13 protein-coding genes and 1 pseudogene are annotated in these 17,913 nt (G+C 68.7%); 9 read left to right on the top strand and 5 right to left on the bottom strand.

Annotation, left to right across the window (positions count from 1 at the left end):
• The first annotated feature begins 20 nt into the window (after positions 1-20).
• The 6 genes from FHX32_RS12750 (at position 21) to FHX32_RS12720 (ending at position 5,791) form a co-directional block, all read left to right on the top strand.
• Positions 21-860, top strand: a complete 840-nt coding sequence (locus FHX32_RS12750; protein WP_167181272.1) for an SDR family oxidoreductase — start codon at positions 21-23, stop codon at positions 858-860.
• An 880-nt stretch (positions 861-1,740) separates the two neighbouring features.
• A complete protein-coding gene (locus tag FHX32_RS12740) occupies positions 1,741-2,814 on the top strand; it encodes a hypothetical protein (RefSeq protein ID WP_167181270.1) in 1,074 nt (357 codons plus the stop codon).
• Positions 2,815-3,311: 497 nt separating this feature from the next.
• Positions 3,312-3,713: a hypothetical protein gene (locus FHX32_RS12735; RefSeq protein WP_167181268.1), complete on the top strand. Its 402-nt coding sequence runs from the start codon at positions 3,312-3,314 to the stop codon at positions 3,711-3,713.
• A 438-nt stretch (positions 3,714-4,151) separates the two neighbouring features.
• Entirely contained in the window at positions 4,152-4,643 is a 492-nt protein-coding gene (locus tag FHX32_RS12730; protein ID WP_167181266.1) for a hypothetical protein, read from the top strand.
• 306 nt (positions 4,644-4,949) lie between these two features.
• Positions 4,950-5,468: an ATP-binding protein gene (locus FHX32_RS12725; protein ID WP_167181264.1), complete on the top strand. Its 519-nt coding sequence runs from the start codon at positions 4,950-4,952 to the stop codon at positions 5,466-5,468.
• On the top strand, positions 5,465-5,791 hold the full coding sequence (locus tag FHX32_RS12720) for an STAS domain-containing protein (RefSeq protein ID WP_167181262.1): 327 nt from the start codon (positions 5,465-5,467) through the stop codon (positions 5,789-5,791). The genes FHX32_RS12725 and FHX32_RS12720 overlap by 4 nt, the downstream gene beginning before the upstream one ends.
• Before the next feature lie 305 nt (positions 5,792-6,096).
• Here the strand turns inward: FHX32_RS12720 and FHX32_RS12715 are convergent, their stop codons facing one another.
• The gene (locus tag FHX32_RS12715) at positions 6,097-9,711 is read right to left on the bottom strand and encodes a S8 family serine peptidase (protein WP_208418061.1); all 3,615 of its coding nucleotides are present in this window, start codon (positions 9,709-9,711) and stop codon (positions 6,097-6,099) included.
• 1,414 nt (positions 9,712-11,125) lie between these two features.
• Between FHX32_RS12715 and FHX32_RS12710 the strand changes: the two genes are divergently transcribed.
• Together FHX32_RS12710 and FHX32_RS12705 are read left to right on the top strand one after the other, a co-directional pair.
• Positions 11,126-12,376: an ATP-binding protein gene (locus FHX32_RS12710; RefSeq protein WP_208418060.1), complete on the top strand. Its 1,251-nt coding sequence runs from the start codon at positions 11,126-11,128 to the stop codon at positions 12,374-12,376.
• Positions 12,373-13,068 carry a response regulator transcription factor gene (locus tag FHX32_RS12705; RefSeq protein WP_167181258.1) on the top strand — a complete coding sequence of 232 codons (696 nt, stop codon included), beginning with the start codon at positions 12,373-12,375 and terminating at the stop codon, positions 13,066-13,068. The genes FHX32_RS12710 and FHX32_RS12705 overlap by 4 nt, the downstream gene beginning before the upstream one ends.
• A gap of 98 nt (positions 13,069-13,166) precedes the next feature.
• Here FHX32_RS12705 and FHX32_RS12700 read toward each other — a convergent pair whose 3' ends face one another.
• A complete protein-coding gene (locus FHX32_RS12700) occupies positions 13,167-14,465 on the bottom strand; it encodes an FG-GAP-like repeat-containing protein (RefSeq protein WP_208418059.1) in 1,299 nt (432 codons plus the stop codon).
• A gap of 136 nt (positions 14,466-14,601) precedes the next feature.
• Entirely contained in the window at positions 14,602-15,699 is a 1,098-nt protein-coding gene (locus FHX32_RS12695; protein ID WP_167181256.1) for a cutinase family protein, read from the bottom strand.
• Between the two features lie 1,002 nt (positions 15,700-16,701).
• Between FHX32_RS12695 and FHX32_RS12690 the strand changes: the two genes are divergently transcribed.
• A complete protein-coding gene (locus FHX32_RS12690) occupies positions 16,702-16,992 on the top strand; it encodes a helix-turn-helix domain-containing protein (protein ID WP_486481104.1) in 291 nt (96 codons plus the stop codon).
• Positions 16,993-17,111: 119 nt separating this feature from the next.
• Here the strand turns inward: FHX32_RS12690 and FHX32_RS35060 are convergent, their stop codons facing one another.
• Complete coding sequence (locus tag FHX32_RS35060; RefSeq protein WP_486481103.1) at positions 17,112-17,441, bottom strand: hypothetical protein; 330 nt, start codon at positions 17,439-17,441, stop codon at positions 17,112-17,114.
• A pseudogene (locus tag FHX32_RS35055) lies at positions 17,423-17,554 on the bottom strand (lytic polysaccharide monooxygenase); the annotation flags it as partial. The pseudogene FHX32_RS35055 and the gene FHX32_RS35060, both read right to left, overlap by 19 nt.
• Between the last annotated feature and the right edge of the window lie 359 nt (positions 17,555-17,913).

Raw genomic sequence — 17,913 nt, 5'->3', positions numbered from 1 at the left:
GGAAAAGGAGATCACAACCCATGATCCTGGTAACCGGCGCCACCGGAAACGTCGGCGTCAACATCGTCCGCCAACTCGTCGCCGCCGGCGAGAAGGTACGCGTCATCACCCGCAACCCCCGTACCCGCGCGCTTCCCGACGAGGTCGAGGTCCTGCCCGGCGACCTCACCCGGCCGGAAACCCTGCCGGCAGCACTTCATGGTGTCGAGCGGGCATTCCTGTTTCCCGTCTTCGGCGCGCCCGACGGGTTCCTCGACGCGGCGAAGCAGGCCGGCCTGCGGCACGTCGTACTGCTCTCCTCATCGGCCATCACGTACCCCAGGCCGGGATGGATCGGCGAGCAGCATCTGGCACTCGAAGAGGCCGTCGCTGCGTCGGGGCTGCCGTGGACGTTCGTACGCCCCGACGTCTTCATGACCAACGACCTCGCCTGGGCACACCAGATCGCGGCCGGCGGGGTCGTACGCGCGCCATTCGGCAATGCCGCGCAGGCCCCCGTCGACCCCCGCGACATCGCCGCGGTCGCCGTCCGCGCGTTGCTCGACCGGCACCTCGGCAAGACGTACACACTCACCGGGCCCCAGTCACTGACCCAGATCGACCGCGTGCGGATCATCAGCGAGACGACCGGGCGACCGCTGCGGTTCGAGGAGCAGCCCAGCGACCAGTTCCGGGCGGAGCAGCTGCTCCAGGGAGCGCCGCCACCGGCGGTCGACTTTCTCCTGGACGTACTCGCCTCAGCCGACGGCAAGACCGCGCAGGTACTGCCGACCGTCGAGGAGGTCACAGGGCGGCCCGCATTCACCTACGCCCAATGGGCTGCCTACCACGCGGCAGCCTTCACCGCGACGCCAGCCTGACGTAGCGCCGTCCCCGGGCGGCCCGCCAGCATGCCGACCCTGATCTACGTGGGGCGCTTCCCGACCAGGCCCAGGTTGCCGGGATCGAGGAAGGCATCGCCTGTCGGGTGATCGGGTTGCTGCCGGCCGCCCGGCGGGTGAGCTGAACCAGTAGGGCCACGATCGACATGGACGGCGATGACGTCAATATCATCGTGGCCGTGCAGCCTGTCAGTCTGCTCGCGGCAGAATGTCTCGAATTCGGAAGCAACGGTCGGAGAAGCTCACGGTGTGACTGGACTGTTGGACATCGCGGTCGGAGACCAGCATCTTTCACTGCGGGTCTGGCCGGCCGTCGACACGGACCAGGCACCCAGCGCGCTGCTCCCCGCGACCGGAAAGATCGCACGCGACTGGGACGTGATCGCCTCAGGCGTGTCCGCTGATCGGACGGTGTACGCCGTCGACCTGCGGGGCCACGGCGCCAGCGACTGGCTCGGCACGTACTCAACGGGTCCTCCGATGCTCGATCCACCTGGGTTGTCGAGCCTGGAGGGCAACGCTACTTCGAGCCGAGCAAACCCCTCTTGAATCTCTCCCTGAGGTTCCCCGATAGCGTGGAGGCCGGACCTAAGGGGATAGGTACACCGCCGCCGACTACGCCAAGGCCTGCCGCCGGCTGGGTGTCCTGCAGTCAATGGGCCGGGTCGGCTGCGCCCTGGACAACGCCGCCGCCGAGGCGTTCAACTCCACTCGGGGTCGAGTACATCCACCGGCAGCGGTTCCGCACCCGCGCCGAGGCCCGACTCAAGATCAAGCGCCGAGGTGGGTGGCTGGGCTGGTCGGGTCGCTGTTGGTGGGGTCATCCTGGCATTCGTAGGCGTGGATGCGGAGGTTGGTCATGGCCTCACGTCTGACGAGAACGAATGCGGTCACGGTCAACGACGTGCTCGACTGGCCGAAGCTGTTGGAGGTCGACTGCCTGGACCGGGTCCATCTGACCATGTCCGTGCCGAACCTGGTCGTGGGTGGGCAGGTGGTCAGCTTCCTCAACCAGCACGAGGGCATGCCGGTGCCGTCGCCTGCGCTGCTGGAACGCCGTGGACAGGCCTTCCGCCGGGCGGTGATGTCGTTCGCCGAGGCCAACGACATCCCGGTCATCGGCTTCACCGGCAAGAAGGAGAAGACCCGGCCGGGCGTGCTGGCCGACAGCCCGTGGCCGCAACGCAAGATCGACCAGGTGATGCCGTTGATGCGCAAAGCCGCGGCCACCGGCCGGTCCCAGGTCGTCGCGATCGGCGTGGCGCAGGAGTATCAGCGCGTGTTCACCGGGACCAGGTCCGCCACCGACACCGGGGCCGTGTGGTTCACCTACCAGCGCGTCCGGAAGGTCGGCCGGAGTGCACCGCCCGCGCACGCCATGGATCGGCCCGCGCGGGCGGTGGTGGGTGGAACTAATTTAATGCGCCCCACCTCGCCGGCCAGCCCGTCGGGCTACTCGAAACGGCTGCTTACGGTGCTCATCGCGGCCGGCTTCGCTCTCGTCGTCGGGCTGGTCGGAACGCTCGCCCTCGGCGACGAACCCGACACTCGGCCCGTCGCGGAGCCGGTCGTCGCCGCACCCGTCGACCAGCCGGCATCGGTCGCGTCGGGCACGTCGTCGGGTCCGGGTAGCAGCCCGCCAACCAAGCTCACTCCGGTCAGCCCGCGGCAGTTGGCCGCCGAACTGGCGGCGATAGTCGACAACGCGGAGAGCCGGAACGACATCGACCCAGAGACGGCCGACGACCTGCGGGACAAGCTCGCCGGCCTCAACCAAGGCAAGCCCAAGGACCGAACCAAGCGGATTCAGGAACTGCGCGAGCGAGTCACCGAGGCGGCCGAGCGGGGCCGGATCAGCGCCGACACCGTGACCCGCCTGCAGGACCTGCTGGCTAGCTACTCGCAGGGACGCGGCGAGGAAGAGGACGACTGACAGCTCAGGCGCAGGCTGATGCGGTTGGTTATCCGAGACAGGCGACGACGACCGCTATCCGACGGTCGGTTGAGGTGTCCCCGCGCCGCGGTCGGTGACTCCGGCTGGCGCCGGGCCAACATCCGTCACAGAGGCGCCGAGGTCGGCGAACACGCGCTCCGTCCGCTCCAATCTGGCCGGACGTCCGACGGCCAGCCAGAATTGCTGCACGAGCGATCACACCTCGGTCATCCGTACGACCGCTGGTTTCTGTTGTGGTGGAGTCATAGATTGCTGACTCTCCGCTCATCTCGAAAGACGGGAAGGGCATCGGCATCCAGAGGGACCGAACAATGGTGCATGAATCCGCCACGCCTCCGCCGGACCAACCGCCGTCCGTGGGTGAACCCGTCCGTGGGCCCGCAGGGACGCCTGCCGCATCGGGACCAATCCGTGAATGGATCGTGTTGGGCGCTGGCCTCGCCGCCATCATTGGCTCATTCATGCCTTGGGCCAAGGTGAGCGCACCGATCCTGGGGACGATGACCGTGTCGGGTGTCGACGGTTCGGACGGCTGGATCACGGCTGGACTCGGTCTCGCGATTGCCGTCTACGCCGGGTTGGCCCTGCGGGGTCAACGGATGCCTCTCGTCGTGCCGGTCCTTGCTGCTCTCTCCGCCCTCGGATTGCTCGGACTCGGCGCGTGGAAGATCGTCGATCTTCAGTCGGCAGAGGCGGACATGCGGGCAAGCATGTCCGGTGAGGACGATCCCCTGGGCCTTGGCAAGGCGATGAGCGCCGCCACCCAGATGAGCGTAGGATCCGGGCTCTGGTTGCTGACGCTCGCGGGACTGGCCGGCGCCGCCACCATCGCCGTGGTTGTAGTCAGCCGCTACCGCTCCTCCACTGCTGGAGACTGAGGCACCACTACCTGCCCCGTCCACTCATCTGCGGATCTGATCACATGGTGGAGGGCGCCCTGCGGGGTGGCCCGTCGTAGGTAGTCCCGCCGCCGCTGCCGCACTGTCTGCGGCAGCGGCCGCACGGATTCCGCTTCAGTTCACCTCCCGCGCCGCGACCACCTTCGGTGGACTACCGACCGCCGCAGCGCAGTAACTTTCACGGTTGGGTGTTGCTGGCCTGCGACCAGGTCGGGGCGGGTCCTGCCAGCAAACGGCACCGGCGCACAGGTCAATGTAACGGCTGTCGCGGTCGTGACGCCTGCATTGGTGGCAGTGCAGAGGTCGGCTCGGGACGCCACAACAGTCCACGTCGGGCCGGCAGCATCTCGCCCCGAGTCCGGTGCCGAGGCCGTATTGATAGCTGGTGCCGGTCTGCCTGGGCTGAAGGGCATTTGTGTGCTTGACCTGTCCGCCATTGCGCGTGAACGTGTAGTGCTGGCGACCGTTGCTGACCTGATCGTGGCGGCGACGGTCGGTAAGGGCTTGCGGGTGGTGGTAACTTGCCCGGCCTCGCACGTCACTGTCGTTGGTCGCCTGGTTCGCGGATTGCACGCGCGTGGTCGGCCCTGCCACTACTGGGTTTCCAGCTCGGGCCGCCCCGACTTTGCCCGCCTAGAGTCGACCGATAGGGAAGCGAGCGAACCGACGGTCATGATGATCGCAGGTATGACGGCACCGGCCAGCGGAGACGAGGCTCAGCTCATCAACCTTCGCGTGGCGACGCATGCCCCGACCGCATTGGCATTGAGCGCCGCTGACCGTCAGGCGAGCGCCGTGCCCTTGGGTGCCAGCCGTCATTTGGACATTCTGCTTGACTATCACGACCCGGGTTGGCCGATAGTCCGCCATGTCGTGTCCCGGCTGTCACCGCCGTTTGCCATGCATTAGCCGCAGTTGGCTTCGTGCCCGCCGTCGCGGCCGTCCGCCAACAGACTGTCATCCTGCCTCGGGCTGCCGCTGCGGTGGTCGTGCGGCACATGCACACTGACGCCGTCGCCACCGAGTAGGCCGGTTCGGCCGCGACGGCCTGCTCGCCGAGCAGGCCGGAAGACCCAGTGGGTGGTGGCGTGACCGCTGCCGGGACGAGGAGCATCGGTTGTCCCAGTCGGGTGATCACCGGCGGGTGCCGTGAGCTGGGGATACTTGTCGGCGAGCAAGGGTCGCGGAACTTGCAGGAGTAGGTAGCCTGCCAGCATGGGTGCGGACGCGTGGGGGCCCGAGCCGGCGGACCCGGCACGGCCACACCGTGGCGCGGTCACGACCCTGATGTCACAGCACTTCACCGGCGCGACTGTTACCGCCCTCCGACACGCGCTCGCCGCGAAGGTCTCCGCCGCGGGACTCGTCGGCGATCCCAACTTCGACTTCGTTCTCGCCGCGCACGAACTGATCACCAACGCCGTCCGCCATGGCGGCGGCCACGGGCGCATCGAGTTACGCCGTGAGGAAGACATCCTGATCTGCGAGATCACCGACCAGGGCGAGACGACTGACAATCTGCCCGTGCGGCCACCGACCGCCGATGTGCCCGGCGGGCGGGGACTGTGGCTAGCCCACCAGCTGACCGACGGGCTCATCCTCACCCGCCGCCCCGACGGAGTGACCGCCACGGTCACCGTATGCTTGCAGCCATCGATCGGCCCCGACATCAGCGCCGCATCGGGCGCACGACACAACGACGATCTCAGCAGCCCTGGGGAGGGCACCAAATGATGAACCCCCAGCCAAGCTGGCAGCACCAAGTTCACGTCGAGCCGGACCGCAGAATCGTCCTGCTCCGAGGGGAAATCGACGTCAACGGAGCGGCCCACCTCCTGGACCTCCTCACCCACACGATCAACGCGGCGCAGCGGGTCGACGTCGACATGGCAGCGGTCCAGTTCATTGACTCGACTGTCATCGGCGCACTGATCACCGCCCGCAACACCGCGACGGCAACCGGGAGACAACTCGTCGTCACCAATCCCAGCAGGACCGCCCGTCGAGTCCTGGATGTCACCGGCGTGCTCGACGCCCTCTCGCTCACCAGCACCTGACGGAACCTCACACCCGCACCGAGTAAACCCTCGACTCAGCGCGAGCAGATTGCGGGCGTCGCCGGATTTGCATTTCTCGGCTGAGGCCAAGGCGTCGAACCGCCAGGGTTCGGAACTTTCATCGGATACTCGCTGCACTTCCTGCCAGTGAAGGTTTCAGTACGCACCCAGCTACGCGACCTGGCGCAAGAAAGCCGCGGACGCGGCAGCGCCAGCGGCTTCCTTCGTCGGCCTGGGTCGCTATGAGCTCGCGCTGACGTAAAGGGAGAGGCGGCATCACCTCTCCCTTTACGACACAGTCGCCGTCACCGCGTACGGACTTGCACCGCCCGCAGCGGGGAGTCGGCACCCGTGTACCCGGTGGTGCCATGGTAGATCCACTGGTAGGCGGTGCTGACGCTCGGAGTGTGACTCAGCGACACATCCCCGGTGCTGTTGCTCGTCGCCGTCCCCACCAGCGACCAGGTGGTAGACCCCTCGGGCCGCCCGTACAACTGCACCGACGCCCCAGCGATCGCCGCCCGGGTGTCCGTCCGGGTCAACCGGCCGGTCAGCGATACCGAACTGCCGTAGGTCACCGTCTTCGCGCTGCTGGAGATCGTCACCGCCGAACCGGTGACCGTCACCGTGCTGGGGCTGCTCAGCTTACCCGACCGGTCCCGCACCCACGCCGCGAACGTGTAGGTTGACCCGTCGGTCAGGCCGCTCACCGTCACACTCGATCCGGTCCCCGCATACACGGCGGTGCCCGACGTCACCGACGACGGCGCTGTCTTGCCGGTGTCCATGCGCACGATCACCTGGTCGAAATCCGCGATCGACGGCACCGTCCACGATAGGCCCGCCTCCCTCAGCGCCCCGGTCGCCTGAAAGTCGCTCACCGGACCCGGCGCCGTGTCCACCGTGCTGAACGTGCTGCTGAACCGCTCCGTCTGGCCTTCGCCCGAAGTGTCCCGCACCCCCTCCACCACCAACCGGTACGGGGTTTCGTCCTGCAGCGCCACCGCTGGCGTCACCCGCGCCGTGCGCGTCCCGGCGTCGTACGACACTGACGCCGTCACCGCCGCCCCCGTCCGGCCGTCCACCAACCGCACGGTCGACGACGACACCGACTCCGCATCGACCGCACGCTGGAAGGTCACCGACGGCACCGCCGCCGGCGACACCTCCGATGCGAAATCAGCGGGCGAGACGTCCCGCACCCACATCTGCGGCCCACCCCGCGTCGGGCCGTTGTTGTTCCGCAACATCACCAGGCCGTTGTTGTAGTCGGCGACCACCGCGTCTGTCCGGTTGTCGCCGTTGATGTCACCCAGCGCGAGGCCCTGCATGGTGTAGCTCGTCGCGTACGGGAGGTCGTCGGTCCTGATCGGCGTGCCGAGCCGCCCGTCGCTCGTCTGCGGCAGCACGCTGACCGTGTGCCATCCTCCGTGCAAGACGACCACGTCCAGGCGGGAGTCGCCCGTGACGTCGGCCGCCTCGACCGGCTGGGGGATGTCCCAGACCGGGTAGAGTGCCCCGTTGCCCAGCCCGCCGGTGGCATTCTGCACGAGCACGCTGACCTGGGCACTCGGCTTGTTGCCGCCGAACGTAGTGATGATGTCGGCGCGACCGTCCCCGCTCACGTCGGCGACCTCGATGCCGTTGACAGTTTGGGGGGACGTCATACCCGTCGGGTGGTTGGTTCGCGTCCATCCGGTCTCGGTCGGGTGGTAGACGTAGATCGGCGCATTGCCGAGGTACGGCGGCGGCGCGCCGACGACGTCGACCTTCCCGTCCCCGTCGACATCGCCCACTTCCACCTCTCCAACGTCATCGGCGGTGACCGGGGTCGACGTAAAGTTGCCGCCGTCGCCCTGCGTCAGCAGGGTGATGCCCACGTTGGAGGCGGTGGCGACCAGATCGGTGTCGCCGTCGCCGTCCATGTCCGCGGCCACCGGGCTGCCCTTGGCCGGTAGCAGCCCGGCGCTCTCCAGCGTCCCGGCAGCGGTCTGCCGCAGGATGTTGATGCCACTCACCGTGTTGATCGCGACATCCTGACGACCATCACCGTTGGTGTCCAACACCGCGAAGAAGGGGTGGGGGACGGCGTCGGTTCCGTAACGCACCGGTGGGGCGAGCGTGCCGTCCGGTCTTTGCGCGAAGACGAGCAGCTTGTGGTCGTTCTCCGAACCGGTGTAGCCGCTTGTCATGAGAAGGACGTCGTCGCGGCCGTCACCGGTCACATCCGCGACGTCAACGGTCCGCGCCTCCGCATCGCCGACGCTGGTCCACGTCGCCGGCTGGAACAACGGGGCGGTGGATCCGGTGGCGACCGCGAGGGTGTACGACCGGCTGTCGGCAGCCCCGTTGTAGTTGCGCACCGAAACGTGGTATGTACCGATGTCGCCGACAAACTTCAGCGTCTCCGCGCCACCCGGACCCGCCTTGTCAACCTTGCCAATCAGTCGCAGGTCCTTGTCGTACACCGTCAGAACCGGGTCGGCATTCTGGGCGATGCTGCCGTCGCGCGTCGGCGGCGTCACCGTGACGTCGACGGACCCTTCTCCGGTGGAGTCGAAGCGGTACCAGTCGACGTCGCCCTCGGCTGCCAGGGTGCCGGTGACCGAGGTGGCAAAGACGGTCGCCCGGGCCGGCACATCGTTCGGCTCGCTCGCGCCGAGCGCCCGCGTCGGGAACTCCCCACCAGGCGTGCCGCCCAGCGCGTGGTACGCGTCGAGTACTCCGAACCCGTAGTAGGGGTCGATGCCCCGCGGGCCGGCGTCCCGGGCCGTCGACCGAAGCCGAGCGATCACCTGCTCCGGAGTCCACGACGGATTCGCCGTACGCACCAACGACGCCACGCCGGCGGCGATCGGTGCCGCAAACGACGTGCCGTCGCCCACGACGTACGTCTGGTTCCGGCCGGTGGACATAATGTCGGATCCGGGCGCCGCCACGTCGATGTGGTCGCCCCACGAGCTGAATTCGGTCAGGCTGCCAGCGCTGTCCGTGGCACCGACGGCCAACACCTCGGGATATGCCGCCGGATAAAGCGGCAGACCGCTCCCATAGTTGCCGGCTGCAACGACCACCAGCGCACCCTTGCCCGTGGCGTACGTGACCGCATCATGCAGCAAGGGGCTGTCGGCGGGGCCGCCCAGCGACAGGTTCACGATCGTCGCACCGTTGTCGGCGGCCCACGTAATCCCGGCGGCAATGTCGGAATCGTAGCCGCTGCCACTGGCACCGAGCACCTTGATCGGCATCACCCGTGCGGTCCAGGCCGCGCCAGCGATGCCGATGCGGTTACCGGTGTTGGCCGCGGCGATACCGGCCACCATCGAGCCGTGGCCGTTGTCGTCCGAGTTCGTGCCGGCCGCGATGGCCGCCCCCGTGATGGCGTTGTAGCCCTCCACGGTCACGCCCTGCAGATCAGCGTGCAGACCGTCAACGCCGGTGTCCGCCACCGCGATGATCTGGCTGGTCGAGCCCTTGCTCAGGTCCCATGCCTGCTGCAGACGAACGGTGTCCAGATACGACTGACCGTCCGCGAAGTACGGGTCGTTCGGCAGGGCCGCCGTCCGTCGCTGGTAATCGAGCGACACCTCCGCCACCGCCGGGTCGTCCCGGAGCTGGCGCAGCAGGTCCGGGGCCGCCCCGCTGGTCCGTGCCTCGACGTACCGGGTGCCCCGTACCGCGCCGACGCGGCTGGCGCCACGGCTCTTCAACGCCCGATCCTTCGCCGCCGCGGAGGCGCCGTGCTTGAACCGGACGAGGACCGAGTGCGGGTCGAACTCGCGATCCTTCACCTCGCGCGGCCGTTCCGGCCGCGGTAGATGCTCGACTGCGGACTTCGGCGCCGGCTCCTGACTCGACGGCTGGGCCGCATACGCAGCCGGGACTGCCGAACTGAGCAGTATCAGCGTGGACGCGGCCACGACCGCGCAACGAGAACGCATTGATCCCCCGCAATTGATAAGTAGGGAGCCGTGCACCCAGCCTTCCAACATCAACAGGCGATGGCCGTTGTTGGCGCGTTACATCCTTCGGTTTCCGGCATGGCCGGGATCTCCAGGTAAGGCTCTGAGCACTACCGACCTGAAACCCCGTGGTCGATCCGCCTAACGACCGCCCAGCCTCCGCTGGCGGACGCACGGGCTGCGGGCCGTCGACCGATAATGGTCTCCCCGGCCAGGAGGCTTGGGTACGGTCTCCTCTACCCGCCGCCCCTCAGCGGGTGGCTCCGTGGTGGTGAGACAGGGATTACGGCGGAGCCGACACTCCTCCCGCCGACCACGCCGAGGACGGATCCAGCCCGAGACTTCGAAGACCTGCACGTGCACGCGCAGCAAGCAGGTTGGCCCAGCCAGCCAACCGCCATCCGTCGACGCCATGAAGCCGAGGCAGCCCTACGAAGAGGGCGTCGCACAAAGCGGTAAGCCCCACACGCAGGGGCGACAGCCGTTCTGCTGATCTTCAGCAAGCGAGCACACCAGCACGCGGGGTGCGACCAGCAGGCATGAGGCGAAAATGGCAGAGCCGCAGGTAAACAGCCTGCGGCTACACATTGAGCACCGTCTTAGGAAACCGTTGCTCTATCCCCTGAGCTACGAGGGCGCGAGCGCCCAGTCTAGCGACCTGGGGTTCACCCGAGGTGGCCGGGAGTGGCCCACGTTCACCCACGTCACCCGGACCCCTGTTCGCCCAGCCCAGGACTACACCTGGAGCACACGAACCCCGGTTTGCGACCGGCGGTCGGCCGCGGTGACCCGCGTTGGCACCGGTTCACCCGGGTTGGCATCCGCTGGGGAGCACACACCGCGCACATCATCGGAGATCTCGATGTGCGCTCCCTCGGCCCGGGATCCAAGGGCCGGGCACCGGACCGCGGTGACCGACGCCTGTCAGCCTCGGCCTCCCCCACGCCGAAGACTCCGACGAGGCAGCGCCACGAGAGGCGCGACGCCCGGCTCAACGTCGAAAGGCCGCTATGGCTGGGTCGTGTCACGCCAAGCGCTGATGAGTCCAGCAACGCTGGAGTACCGGTCCTCGGGCACCTTCTGTGTCGCGCGATCCACGACATCACGCTGACGGGCGGACCCTCGCCAGCCCGCTGGGGAGTCAAGCAGGTGCCCGACCTCGGCGAGGATTGGGACCGTCGCGCGGTGTTGGGGGAATCCGCCGGGGCGGACGGTGGCCCGCCGGCGTGTTCCGATCCTCCAGCCCGGGCGACGTCGGAGGTACTGGCCATAGTTGCTGTTCATGCGTACCTTGGCTTTCCGCGGGCTCTCCACGGCCCGGCGAAACCGTCAACAGTGCACGACCGGTGCCGCCGATCACGCTGGGAGGAGCATGAACGGCTGGAACAGGCTGTGGCGGGCCGCGGAGCTGCCGACGACCAGGGCCGGCGTCGAGCGGACGTTCTCATACCTCATCGCGGGGGTCCGTCTGGGCACGGTCGCGCAAATGATCCCGGCGATCAACAACGGCGTGGCAACGTCGCCGCGCCCGGCCGGCTACCTTGCGTGCTGGTTCGCCGCGGCCCTTGCCTCGGTCGCGGTGAGCGTGGCGACACTCGTGCGCCGTCGCCCGCCGGGCGCGGCGGTGTCCGCCATGGACTTCGCGCTGGCCTGCGCACTGCTTGTCCTGGGGCCGCTGGTGCTCGCGTCGGCGGAACGCTTCGGCACCTGGGTCGCGTACCAGCCGGGCTACGCGTTGTCGATCATCATCACGGCCAGCGGTGTCCGCAGCGTCGCCCTCTGGGCTGGCGGCCTGTTCGGCGTCGCCGCCTGCTACGTGGTGTATCTCGGCGGCGAGCTCTGGGGAGACATGACCCCGAGCGCCATCGGCAACGTCCTCACCTATGTGGTGTACGCGCTGATCGCGCGCATGCTCTTCGGGTACATGCGTCGGATCGCGCGCGACGCCGACGCCTCGCAGGCCCGCGCGGCCGAGCTGGCGCGGCGCGAGGAGGAACGCCGCGCCCAGGTGATGATGCACAACGGTGTCGCCGTGATGCGCCTGCTCACCGAGCCGGAGACCGGCGTTCCGCGCTCCGGGCTCATCGACCTGGCGGAGTTGGAACTCAAGCGCATGCGTTCCTACTTGCGCGGCCGGGCGCCGGACGGGGATGAGTCCGCCACCATCGGACCGGACGGCTCCGGACCCTCGGTAGCGCTCGCTGCGATGATCGAGCGGGTGTGTGACCGGTTCGCCGACCTGTCCATCGACACCCTGCTCGACCTTGGCGCCGGCCTGAGGCTTCCCGCCGCGCAGGCCGAGGCTGTCGAGCGCGCGCTGGAGAGCCTGCTGCTCAACGTACGGACGCACGCGCGGGCAGCCGAGGTCGTGGTCCACCTCGACCAAATCGAAGACAGGAGCTGGACGCTGACCGTGCGCGACGACGGCGTCGGCTTCGATCCGGTGGCGGTGCGGGTCGGGGTCGGGCTGCGTGAGGTCGTTGTCGGCGAGCTGCGGCGGTGCGGGCTCGACGTCGAGATCGAGTCCGCCGTCGGCGACGGGACGACCGTGACGATCTCGCCGGGTCCCGAACCGGCGTCCGTTCGGGTAACCGGGGACGCCTCCGTCGAGGAGGCGGCATGAGACCACGGGTCGCGGTCGTCGAGGACGCGGCGCTGATGCGTGACTCGTTCAGCCTGCTCATGCCTAATCTGGACGTCGTCGCCGCGGTCTCGTCGGTAGAGGAGTTGATGGTCCACCACCCGGTGGTGGATGTGGTCCTGCTCGACCTGCACCTGGCGAACGTCGAACAGCCTGACGTCCGGCAGGGAATCGCCGCGATTCGTGCCCTGACCGGCTGCGGCTACCGGGTCTGCGTCTACAGCCAGGAGGAGCGCCGCTTCGTCCTCGCGGCCTGCCTCGCGGCGGGTGCGAGCGGGGTCGTCTCCAAGGCGCTGCCGACCGGCCGGGCCGAGCAACTCTTCCTCGATGTCGCCTTGGGTGGCACCGTCATGCCGCAGTCCGTCGTCGGGATCCTCGAGGTGCTGGTCCGGCGTGGCTGCATCACCCTGCTCAGCGAGCGTCAGCGGCAGATCCTGCACGGCCGCGCCCGTGGGCTGAGCTACGCCCAGGTCGCGAAGCGACTGTTCGTGGGCGAGTCCACGCTCCGGGGCTATTGGCTCGATTTGATCCGGTCGCTGTCCGAATCACTGCGCAACGTTACCCCAGGTGAGATCGAACGCACGCTTGGACTCGCGCCAGGAGATCTGCTGGAGTTCTGGCCCGGGGGAGCGACCGACGAGAAGCACTGGTGGCGCATCGACATGGACAGATAGTGCTGCTGGCTCCGCCGCCGACAGGATGACGTTCGGGCGTGGCCACGGCAGCCGCAGAGGGGTGTGCGGGCGGCGACCGCCGCCCGCACACCCGGGTCCTACATGACGAACGGGTATGTGCCCCAGCCGTGACCGAGCTGGACCGGGGTGCTGAGGCCGGTGCCGTTGTGCGGGTAGTACCAGAGGTAGCCGCCGGCATCGACGCCCAGTACGTCCGCCTGCCCGTCACCGGAGAAGTCGGAGGCGAAGACGTGCTTGAACGCGCCCCAGCCGTGACCGAGCTGGACCGGGGTGCTGAGGCCGGTGCCGTTGTGCGGGTAGTACCAGAGGTAGCCGCCGGCATCGACGCCGAGCACGTCCGCCTGCCCGTCACCGCTCCAGTCCGCGGCCATTACGTGCTTGAACGTGCCCCAGCCGTGGCCGATCTTCGTCCGGGTCGACAGCCGGAGGTTGTTGTTCGGGTAGTAGTAGAGGTCGCCGGCGGCGTCGACGCCGAGCACGTCCGCCTGCCCGTCACCGCTCCAGTCCGCAGCCATTACGTGCTTGAACGTGCCCCAGCCGTGACCGAGCTGGACCGGGGCGCCGAGGCCGGTGCCGTTGTGCGGGTAGTACCAGAGGTAGCCGCCGGCATCGACGCCGAGCACGTCCGCGTACCCGTCACCGCTCCAGTCGTCGGCCATTACGTGCTTGAACGTGCCCCAGCCGTGGCCGATCTTCGTCCGGGTCGACAGCCGGAGGTTGTTGTTCGGGTAGTAGTAGAGGTCGCCGGCGGCGTCGACGCCGAGCACGTCCGCGTGCCCGTCACCGCTCCAGTCGGAGATGGTCAACCTTCGGCGCCGGGGGCCGGGGCTGTTGATGTAGTTGAGCGGGTTGACCCGCACCCCGTCCGGATCGATCATGTGCCAGTGCAGGTGCGGGCCGGTCGAGCTGCCTGAACCGTCCGCGCCGGCCGCGCCGCCGGAGCGGCCCACGATCGCCCCGGAGCCCACGGAGGCGCCGTCGGCCAGTAGGAACTGGGACAGGTGCATGTACTGGCTGCGCCATCCGCCGCCGTGGTGGATGGTGACGGTGTGGCCGCCGGTCCCGTTGTAGGGGATGTTCTGGATGGTCCCGGCGCCGCAGGCCGGTAGGGCGGTGCCCACGCCCATGCCGAAGTCGATGCCGCCCAGCGACCCGCGGTTGAGGTGGTCCTGCCACGTGCCGGTGATGGGGTAGGCGCTGAACGGGTTGTAGATCGTCGGGGCCGCGTAGGCCAGGCCGGGCAGCGCCAGGCCTCCGGCGACCACGCCGCCGCCGACCGCGGCGGCGCTCAGCAGCAGGCTGCGCCGGCTCATCGCGGTGTTCTGGCTGTCGTCCTGGCCGCCTGCGCAGCACGGGTGCGCGTACTGTTCGGTCAAGGTTCCTCCCTGGGTCTCGGGCACCTGGCCGGTGCCCTGGGTTGCGATCGCGTCCGGGCTTGACGCGACCTCGTGCTTGCTTCGCCGGCCGGGTTGGGCCGGCGGTGCCGTGGTGCGGTGGGTCAGATCAGCCGGGCTAGCGTGGACCAGGTGTACGGGCCGGGAACGCCGTAGACGGGTCCGGTGTAGCCGCTGAGCTGGGACATGCGCTGCATGGCGGCGTAGGTGGTGGTGCCGGCCCACCGTCGATGGGTCCGGTGTAGCCGTATCCCTTCACGACCTGCTGCACGCCTCGCCAGGTGTACGTGCCCGGTACGCCGTCGACGGGGCCGGTGTAGACGCCGGCCTGGCCGATCTCCTGCAGGATCAGGCCCGACGAGGACAGGATCGGGATCTGATTGCCGCCACCGCCCGAGGTGGAGCCGCCGGTGCCGCCCGACCAGGGCACTCCCAGCTTGCCTAGAATGAACTGGGTCGCCAGGGTGGCGACGGTCCAGGTGCCGTAGGCGTTGTCGTGCACGTCGACCCCGGTCCCGGGGAAGTCGCACACCCAGTCGCCGGCGTAGCAGTAGGAGTGCAGCCGGGAGGCGATCCAGTTGAGCTCGCCTGCGGCCCGGTAGCGGATCCCGGGGCCGTCACTGGTGTTGTGGGGGTCGTTGAAGAGGTATTCCCTGCGGTAGCCGGGGTCACCGTAGAAGGTCACGACCGCGATGTTGTTGCGCGCCGTCAAGGTCAGCCTGATCTCGTTGCTGAGCAGGTTGCCGATGACGGCCGCGCCCTGGGAGTAGCCGAGCAGCACCGTGCGCGAGTACGGGCACTGCCCGGCGAGCGCGTTGAGTTCCAGTTGCAGCCGGTCGACGCCGACCTGCAGGCCGACCGACTCTTCCCACCATGCGGGGTAGTTCAGGCCGGCGCTGCGGACCTGGATCCGCGGCGTCGCCTTCAGCTCGTTGATGACCGGTTCGAGCGTGCCGAGGCCTCCGGACGCGTGGCCGAGCTGGGCGACTTCAAGACGGCCGTACGTGTAGATGCCGAGCGGCCCCGTGCCGGTGCCGGCGGGCTCGACGGTGCCGCGTGCCGCGAGGGCGACGATCTGCGCGCAGGTGGTCGTGGTCGCGCCGGCGGACGCCGGCGGGGCGGGCACGACCATCGCGGCGCTCGCGGCGAGCGCGGCGAGCAGGGCGAGCAGGGCCAGGCGGGTGTGCCGGCCGCGGGGTCTGGGTCTGGCACTCATGGGGCTCCTTGTGGTTGTCGCCGTGGGGCGACGCCCGAAGGGGTCGGCACGCGTCCGGGCTGCGTGTTGTCTGGGCAGTTCGATCGTTGCGGCTGGTCGGGCGTTTGTGACCCAACGGATCTGCGGACTTGGCCGCGAAACCGTCGGGTCTGCACGCACGGGGCAGGCCGCCGCCCCCTTGGCCATGGCGGCCACGGGGCAGGCGGGTGAGCTGCGGTCAGACCCGGATCCGTGGGTAGGAATACAACACCGCGTGGCATGAATGGGGTGCCTTGTCCCGCACCGGGTTTGATGGAGACATCGAAACCTGGGAGGAACACCTGGGCACCCTGCGCCACCGGCTACTGACCGTGCCGGCCCGGCTGGTCCGCCACGCCGGACATGTCACCGGGGCCAGGCCGATTCGTGCTGCCGGCGAGACTGTTTGGCAGACGTCGACTGCCGAGGCGTCGATGGACGCGGTTTCGACGCAACCCCAACTCTGCGGACGTCCCGGAGAGCCGGCCGAACCCCTCCAGGCAGCGTGCCGCCCGCACGTCCGCTCGACGTGGAACGGTCCCACTGTGAATCTGGTCCGGGGTCGACCTCATGACTCGGGCGGGTATGTGGCGGGCTGACCACGCCAAAGCCCAGTCTCGTCGGAGGCAGATGTGACAGCGAAGACGCGACCGACTGAGCCGCCATTCGCGGTGTTGATAGCCGGCTTCGTCGTGGGCTCCATCACCGCAACGTTTGCTCCCGCTGCCAGCCGGACGGTAGTTGCCCTCGGCTGGTGCGCGCTGGCGAGACCTCGAGGACTTGGAGGATCCAAAGAGCCAGGAACGGACAGGCGGCCCGGTTGATGCTGGCGCGCACCGCTGCGGAGTGTGCGCCGGCTGGGCTGCGGGCTGGTCTGTCTGATGAGGGCGGTGGCTCGCGGTGACAGCCTCCGTTCTGGCCGCGCTCGCGGCTCCCAGCCGCTTGGATGTGGTGACGCCTGAGGTTGTCGCCGAGTCCCGCCGGATGTTGGGGCGTGTCCTGGCGGAGTCGCGGCGGTCGGCGCGTGTGACTCAGGACCGGTTGGCGGTCCTGGTGCGCTGGTCACGCAGCACGATCGCCAATGTGGAGGTGGGGCGCCAGTTCGCGCTACGTGAGTTCTGGGTCGCCTGTGGTGTCGCGTTGGGGTTGGAGGGCGACGCTATTGGCGGCGTGGGGCCGCACGGACGCCTTGGCGCGCCGGCTTCGGTAGCAGGAGGCAGGGGCGCAGATTCGGCAGCTCCTCGCCCAGCCATCCCCCGGGTGCATGTGCCGTGAGTTGCATCCGATGGCTCACCTGGCGACGCCGCCACCAAGCCCGCGCACGCTGGTTCCACCAACGCACCCGACTGAACCGCGACTACGCCCTGGTCAGCTGGCAATTGGCGGCTGCCGTACTACGCACCGTCACCGGACTGGAGATCTATCGAACATGGGGATGGGCCAATTCTGAATAGCGTTCCTCGGCTCGGCCATCCCAGGAAACGATCGAACAGTTCCGCGTCGCTGCTCACCTCGTCCGGCCGCAGCTTGCCCAGGTCGTCCACCGCCTCACCGAGCAGGCCGGCCAGATAGACGAACAGGCACACCCGATCCCGCTCGTACTCGGCCAGCAACGCAAGCTTGGCGTCCCCGCACGGCCACGGATGACCACACCACAGAGCTGGCCGTCGGGGATCAACTCCCGGTGGCGGCTGGCGTTGTTGCCGATCAGCACGCCGTACCAGTCGTACAGCGGCTGCCTGCCGCCCTGCGCGACGGCGTCCCGGCAGGCATTGCTCAGCGGGCTCTCCGGCCCCTCCAGGTAGCAGGCCCAGGTCCGGGTAGCCGGCGAGGTCATCGCGCCGTGGGCGTACGCCGGTCGGGGTGCCGCCACCACCGCGAACGCCGCCGCTGCGAGGACGGCCAGGGCGCTGGCCACACCCAGCGTCTTGCGCTTCATCCGTGTCGTTCCTTCCTGGGAGTTCAGCGGTCCGGTCACGGCGCGACGCAGGTCAGGTTTCCGCCCGAAGTGCGGGGTCACCTCCTTCATGGGACGAGAAACGACAGCCGACCGTTGAGGGGAACCATCATGGCCCAGCCCAGGAGCGGCCGGGGACGCCTCGTACCGGCATCGCGCCCTGAGCTTCATGGGGACCTGGCAGACCCCCGGTCAACCCCTGCACGTGCCGTTGTCCGAGCGGCCGGTCCGGATCGTGG

The sequence above is a fragment of the Micromonospora sp. CNZ280 genome, from assembly GCF_011759515.1.
The sequence above is the reverse complement of the archived record's forward strand: the minus strand, read 5'-3'. Positions and strand labels throughout refer to the sequence as shown.